The sequence below is a fragment of the Brevibacillus sp. NRS-1366 genome (genome assembly GCF_050467985.1).
Genome location: NZ_JBITPN010000038.1, coordinates 59,728 through 66,036 on the forward strand (window position 1 = coordinate 59,728; position 6,309 = coordinate 66,036).

8 protein-coding genes are annotated in these 6,309 nt (G+C 47.4%); 5 read left to right on the top strand and 3 right to left on the bottom strand.

Going from position 1 to position 6,309, the window contains the following annotated elements; genetic code table 11:
* The first annotated feature begins 70 nt into the window (after positions 1-70).
* On the top strand, positions 71-364 hold the full coding sequence (locus ACIFQN_RS25620; RefSeq protein ID WP_429835864.1) for a hypothetical protein: 294 nt from the start codon (positions 71-73) through the stop codon (positions 362-364).
* On the opposite strand, the gene ACIFQN_RS25625 is transcribed toward ACIFQN_RS25620, so the two are convergent.
* Positions 352-1,257 (bottom strand): complex I NDUFA9 subunit family protein, encoded by a 906-nt coding sequence (locus ACIFQN_RS25625; protein WP_429835865.1) that lies wholly within the window; start codon positions 1,255-1,257, stop codon positions 352-354. The genes ACIFQN_RS25620 and ACIFQN_RS25625 overlap by 13 nt on opposite strands.
* Before the next feature lie 134 nt (positions 1,258-1,391).
* Here ACIFQN_RS25625 and nth point away from each other — a divergent pair, with 134 nt between their 5' ends.
* From nth to ACIFQN_RS25640, 3 genes are all read left to right on the top strand, one after another.
* The gene (nth, locus tag ACIFQN_RS25630; protein WP_429835866.1) at positions 1,392-2,081 is read left to right on the top strand and encodes an endonuclease III; all 690 of its coding nucleotides are present in this window, start codon (positions 1,392-1,394) and stop codon (positions 2,079-2,081) included.
* Between the two features lie 145 nt (positions 2,082-2,226).
* Positions 2,227-2,661, top strand: coding sequence for a peroxide-responsive transcriptional repressor PerR (gene perR / locus ACIFQN_RS25635; protein WP_049736954.1), 435 nt, complete (start codon positions 2,227-2,229; stop codon positions 2,659-2,661).
* 255 nt (positions 2,662-2,916) lie between these two features.
* Positions 2,917-4,677, top strand: a complete 1,761-nt coding sequence (locus ACIFQN_RS25640) for a glycosyl hydrolase family 18 protein (protein ID WP_429835867.1) — start codon at positions 2,917-2,919, stop codon at positions 4,675-4,677.
* Positions 4,678-4,760: 83 nt separating this feature from the next.
* Here ACIFQN_RS25640 and ACIFQN_RS25645 read toward each other — a convergent pair whose 3' ends face one another.
* Entirely contained in the window at positions 4,761-5,135 is a 375-nt protein-coding gene (locus ACIFQN_RS25645) for a YgzB family protein (RefSeq protein WP_103110382.1), read from the bottom strand.
* Between the two features lie 116 nt (positions 5,136-5,251).
* Here ACIFQN_RS25645 and ACIFQN_RS25650 point away from each other — a divergent pair, with 116 nt between their 5' ends.
* Positions 5,252-6,127: a hypothetical protein gene (locus ACIFQN_RS25650; RefSeq protein WP_429835868.1), complete on the top strand. Its 876-nt coding sequence runs from the start codon at positions 5,252-5,254 to the stop codon at positions 6,125-6,127.
* Here ACIFQN_RS25650 and ACIFQN_RS25655 read toward each other — a convergent pair.
* The coding region (locus ACIFQN_RS25655; RefSeq protein ID WP_429835869.1) for a hypothetical protein at positions 6,111-6,309 on the bottom strand (199 nt) is incomplete at its 5' end. The genes ACIFQN_RS25650 and ACIFQN_RS25655 overlap by 17 nt on opposite strands.

Genomic DNA, 6,309 nt, shown 5'->3' on the forward strand with positions numbered 1-6,309 from the left:
ATGTGAAAATCCCCTGCTCTAACACAGGGGATTTTTTTCGGAAAAAACAGTAAGCGAAAGGGTGTATGCAGTGAAGACGATCGCTCGTGCATTTGTTTACTCCGTATTACTCAACATGTTGTATTATTTGACTCTGCCTCTCATCAGCGGGCTTCTCCTCACATGGCTATATGTGCCCGACGTTGTTTCATCGTATGACTCCGTCCAATACTTGCAACAGGAAGTGGCGTTTGGACAAGTGAGCGATACATCCTTTATTTGGTGGAAAAGCACACCGCTGACACTTGTTCTTGGCATGGTGATGAGTCTGGCGTTCATGGGAGCAAAATGGCGGAGAGGTCAACAGCGAGCTTATCGCAGGTAAGTAGCGATCCCCTCTTGAAAGGGGATTTTCGTCGTAGGGAACGTTTCGTACAGGAGCTCCCCGTCTTCGCAGGCGTTTCCTTCCAGCAGCATGGTCAGCTGCGTATTGGTAATGGGGAAAAAGGGGAATCCTTCCATCATATTGATCACAGGCTTCATCAATCCGAGGGGGATATGCATTTTTCGTACCCTCTTTTTCCCGATTGCGTCTCCGATGGCATCCAGAATTTGTTCATAGGTGAGTGGAGCGGGTCCGCCGGTTTCGTAGATTTGATAGGTGGATGCAGGCAGCGACAGGGCTTGGACGAACACGTCTGCCACAGTGTCACGAGCCACGGGCTGCAATGGATAAGCACCGCTTCCAATCACAGGAGTAAGCGGCAAGCGTACCAATTCGGCCAGCATGTTTACGAATGCATCTCCTGGTCCAAAGATGACGGACGGACGAAAGATGACGTATGGTATTCCGCTTGCCCGAACAAGCCCTTCTGCCTCGTATTTTGTCAGGTGATAGGCGCTTGTCGCATTTTCCCGGGCGCCGAGAGCACTCATATGAACGAATCGGGTAATGCCTGCCCTTTTCGCTGCCTCCAGAACGTTTTTGGTTCCTTCTACATGAACACGCGTAAACGTCAGGCCCTTCCCCGGCTGTTCCCGAATGATTCCGACTAGATGAATGACAGCATCACAGCCGTCCATTGCCTGAGCCAGGGAATCTATATCAAACAGATCGCCTGTCGCTTCTGCTATGTATGGTTGCGTGGCCTCGCTGTGTTCACGCTTTCCTTTTGAGGATGGTCTCGTCAAACAAACGGTATCAAAGCCGCCTGCTTGCAACCGTTCCACGATGCCCCTCCCCACAAATCCACTGCCGCCAGTCAGGAATACTTTCATTCGAATCCCCTCCCGTAAAATTCTTCCAAGCCCATTGTACCTCATGCAAGGTCCGCCATGCCAAGCGATCTTCTTCCTGCTAATTGCCGAGTTGACGCAGATCGGTATAATGTAGGGAAAAGGGGGAAATATCTATGGCACAACGCAAAGTACCCGTCGCGGAAATTTTGGATACCCTGCAGCAATTGTATCCGGACGCGCATTGTGAATTAAACTATACGACCCCGTTTGAGCTCTTGATCGCCACCATTCTATCGGCGCAGTGTACAGATAAACGGGTGAATGAAATAACCGAACCTATGTTTAAGAAATTGAATCAACCCGAGCATTATCTTCATTTGACACAGGAAGAAATGGAAGAGCATATAAAAGGGCTGGGATTGTATAAGAATAAGAGTAAAAATATACTCGAGACCTGTCGAATTTTGTATGAAAAGTACAATAGTGAAGTGCCGCAAACGCATGCGGAGCTGGAAGCATTGCCAGGCGTCGGCAGAAAGACGGCCAATGTGGTGCTGTCCAATGCGTACGGGATTCCCGCTATTGCCGTCGATACGCATGTATTTCGGGTAGGCAATCGGTTGGGGATTGCCAAGAGCGACAACGTCGATGAAGTAGAACGCCAGTTGATGAAGCGCATCCCGCGTGAAAAGTGGTCAGATGCTCACCATTGGCTGATCTGGCACGGCAGACGGGTATGCTCGGCGCGCAATCCGCAGTGTGGACAATGCTCGCTAAAGTCTATGTGCAAATTTGCGCTCGCTGAAGCCAAAAAGGCGAAACCAAAGCCCGTCGCAAAGAAAATGGCCAAGGCGAAATCCTGATTTCCACGTTCTTCATGGTCAACTTCCGCGTAATGGATATTGACAGTTTTCGCTGACTAGACGTACACTTATTTAAAGTAATTCTAATCAATGACAAAGAAATGAATCTTTTTTTGTCTTGCGAAAGACTGTGGGGTGTAACAATATGGCACAGCGTGTGGAAAAAGCTGTTGAAATCCTCAAGAATACCGGGGTTCGGATGACACCTCAGCGCCATGCGATTTTAACGTATTTGCTCGAGACGATGACTCACCCGACGGCTGATGAAATATACAAAGCTCTCGAAGGCAAATTCCCTAATATGAGTGTTGCTACGATCTATAATAATCTGCGGGTTTTTAAAGATGCAGGATTGGTTACGGAGCTCACCTACGGGGATGCGTCCAGCCGTTTTGATGCCAACGTGGAAGAAGATCACTATCATGCGATCTGCTCAAGCTGCGGGGCGATTAGAGACTTCCACTTCCCTTACTTGCGGGATGCGGAAGAATCGGCTGCAAAAGACATCGGTTTTCGTGTTACGGGACATCGTATGGAAGTATATGGAATTTGTGAGTCCTGTCAAAAGAATCCCCACTAAAGATTCGCTTTATCAGATAAGTACCTTCTGCAACAACCGGATGACCAGTTGATGCGGGAGGTGTTTTTCTGTCGCCAGGTGTAACGTTTTGGCTTCTCAAACGTCTCTCTTACTGGGAGCTTGTTCAAGATTTTCCAGAATGCTAAAGGTTGTGAATGGATTGAATGTCAGATATGATCGGAAAAATAAGAATGAACGATATAAAAAGATGGATGTTCCTTTACCGGTGCGTTCCATCGGGAGGAGGTCGAGGCCATGAGTTTGGCAGTGGGAATGGCTCCTCGTCCTAGACGGAGAAGGAGACGAACAATGCGCTTTCTCTTATCGCTTATCCTCTTTTTCGTCGCAATATTCGGTGGGATCTACTGGTTTTTCGTGCTGCGGGCATCTACGGAGCACGTCCTGCCGTACGATGGGGACAAGAAAGTGATTGTATATGAAGGCTCGCGAACCGATTCATCCTATTTGCTGGAATCTGAACAGATTCTTTTGCCCTTCGAATTTTTAAAGGAGAAGATAGATCCGGCCATCTTCTGGGATGAGCCTACGCACTCTGTCATTGTAACGACAAAAGACAAGGTGCTGCGCATGGAGAGCGGCGAAGTGGTTGCCTATCTCAACAAGCAGCCGGTGAATCTGCAAGTGCCTGTGAAAGAAGTAGACGGGATTCGCTATGTACCGCTTGACCCTTTGGAGAAGCTGTATACTTTTTCTTTTGAGCGAAAAGAGGATACCGATGTACTCGTAGTGGAGAAAGATGGCTATGAGATCCAACAGGCAAACGTCATTTCAGATGATCAGAAGCAAATGGTTCGTGTAGGTGCCTCGCACCGAACTCCGATTGTCGCCGAAGCAGCAGCGGGAGAGATTGTCGATGTTCTGAGAAAAGAGGACGACTGGTATCGCGTCCTGACTGCATCTGGTATCGCGGGATTTCTCCCTGCAAAGGCTGTTGATTTTACGAATGTTCGCAAAGTCAGCCGGGGTCATCCCGCAGAGTCTGAACCTTATACGGTTTGGAAGCCTGAAGGGAATAAGATAAATCTGGTCTGGGAGCACGTAGTAAATCGTAATCCGAACATTTCTACGATTGGGGCATTGCCAGGTGTCAATGTCGTTTCACCTACATGGTTCGAGATGAAGGATGCAGAAGGAACGCTTCTGAATAGGGCCGATTCGGCCTACGTAAAGTGGGCGCACCAAAGAGGCTACAAGGTGTGGGGTTTGGTCACCAACGGATTTAATCCTGATTGGACAAAATCGGTTTTGAGCAGCTTTGACAAACGGGATAAATTGATCGCCCAAATCATCCACTATGCCCATATGTACAACCTCGATGGAATCAACATTGACTTTGAGAACGTATACCTCGAAGAAAAAGAGCGGCTAGTCCAGTTCGTTCGGGAGCTGACGCCTTACCTGCATCAACAGGGGGTGACAGTTTCAATTGATGTAACGATCAAATCAAATGCAAAAACGTGGTCGATGTTCCTTGATCGCAAAGCACTGGCGCAAGTGGTGGACTACGTAGCTGTCATGACCTATGACGAGCATTGGGCGGCCAGTCCGAAGGCAGGCTCTGTCGCTTCATTGCCATGGGTGGAAAGAGGTTTGCAGGGAGTCCTAGAAGAGGTGCCGAATGAGAAGCTGCTGCTCGGTGTTCCATTTTACACGCGGTTGTGGACGGAAGCGAAGCAAGCAGACGGCAAGATCAAGGTCAGCTCGAAGGCATTGTCAATGACAAGGGCCCAGGAATGGATCAAGGAGCGCAAGCTGACACCAAAGCTTGATGAGGCGTCGGGCCAAAACTACGTCGAGTACAAAGACCCGAAAGACGGAAACGTATATAAGATGTGGCTCGAAGACGTCAGTTCTATGCAAAAACGAATCGACATCGTAAACAAATATGATTTGGCCGGAGTTGCTTCCTGGCGTCGTGGATTTGAAGTGCCAGAAATTTGGCAAGCGATCGAGGAAAGCTGGGACGGCCCACAATCCACTGAGAAACCCTCATAAAAGATATAGAAGAAAGCCACCTGCTCGTCCGATCAAGGGAGTGCGCAGGTGGCTTTTTGTGTATGGATTGTAATAGATACATATTATGTCTGGTTTTGTTGAGGCTGTCCATCCTCTAAACGCAGAGGTTGTCCACAAAACATACAGGCATCTTCTTTGCCGAGCATCTTCGTTACTTTTTGGCACGAAGGGCACTGTACTTGTGGAGCGGATGTGGAGACCATTCCGGAAATCATAAACATCACCGTACTGCCCATGGTCAGTATGAAACCGATAATCAACAGCAGGGTCATGAAAATGTAAGACCCTTTTAACAGGCTGCCGAGAAAAGGAATAAAGTCCAAATATCCTGCAAAAAAAGCATAACCTGTATACATCAGCAAAATGCCGATTACCATGCTCCAGTTTCCCCAAGTTCGCATCCGTTTGATCTTGCTTAGGCGCTCAGTATTTTTCATCATCATTCCTCCTATCCTACAGTATAGCACACAAAGGATTTGTCTGTTGACAAGCAGGAAAAGGACAAATCGTGTAGAATCATTAAGTTCAACCCAGGGGCAGGGAGGAAAAAAGCATGAACATAAGGCCAGATGAGAATCAGCAAACCTATCTTGAGATGCTCCAAAAACGCTTGGATGTGCAAGCGGTGCTGATTTTGCCTGATTCGGATATGCTTGTTCCATTCCGCGAGGGAGCCTTCTATATAGTTGTGGTCAATCAGCTGGACGTTGATACAGCGATTAGACGTATGCGGATTTCGAAGCAGATCATTGTCGAACAGCAGATTAGTACCTGGCACTTGGAAAAGGGAGCTGCTTGTGGTTTCGATGAGCGGCTTGCAGCGATGCTGGGGAAATCTGAAATTGTCTGGGACAAAGACGGGTATATGAAGCAAATGAAGCAGCGACTTTGTCGTCTTCCCGAATCTCTTCAAAAGAAATTCATCTGCAGAGAGTATTCGCGGCTGCTCCGTTTTTGTCATGAAACAAAGGAGAGGTTGCAGCGGGGAGTAGCCCTGGACGCGTATCATTCCTTGATTCAATCTCTTCATTCTTGGGCTCGACTCATTGTGTATCAAGCGGGAGAGCCCCCCCAGACAGCATTATGGTCTCAAGTGAAGCAAATGGACTCGTCTGTGTACAAGTTGTATGAGGAATTATCGTATAATGCAGAGGCTTTGGAGAAACGGATTGAACTCCTTTTGCTTGCGATGGAATTTTGGATTACTTCTCGAATGAAAGAGTCCGTGAGGTTTTTGATTGAAGTGATGGAGAAAAAGAATGGACCGTGGAGTCTGCAAGAGCTGATGAGTCATCCTCTGATTCAGGAGGCGGAAATCGAGATTCCGTTGCTTGTAGATAAAATGGTGCAGCGGTCATTGATCCAAGAAGTAGCGTATTCGGAAGGCGAGAATAGCGATAAAGAGATTTGTTTTATATTGTTGGGGTAAAATTTTTTAAATACTGTTGACTTCTTGTTTTGATCCATGCTATATTTACAAACGTCGCTGCTGCACGAACAAAAAAATAGCAGCGAAGAAATGAAAAAACCACTTGATTTCTTGGGTGAAGATGTGGTAAATTAAAAGAGTCGTCTCTGGGCGACGGATTCACAAAAAATGCTCTTTGAAAA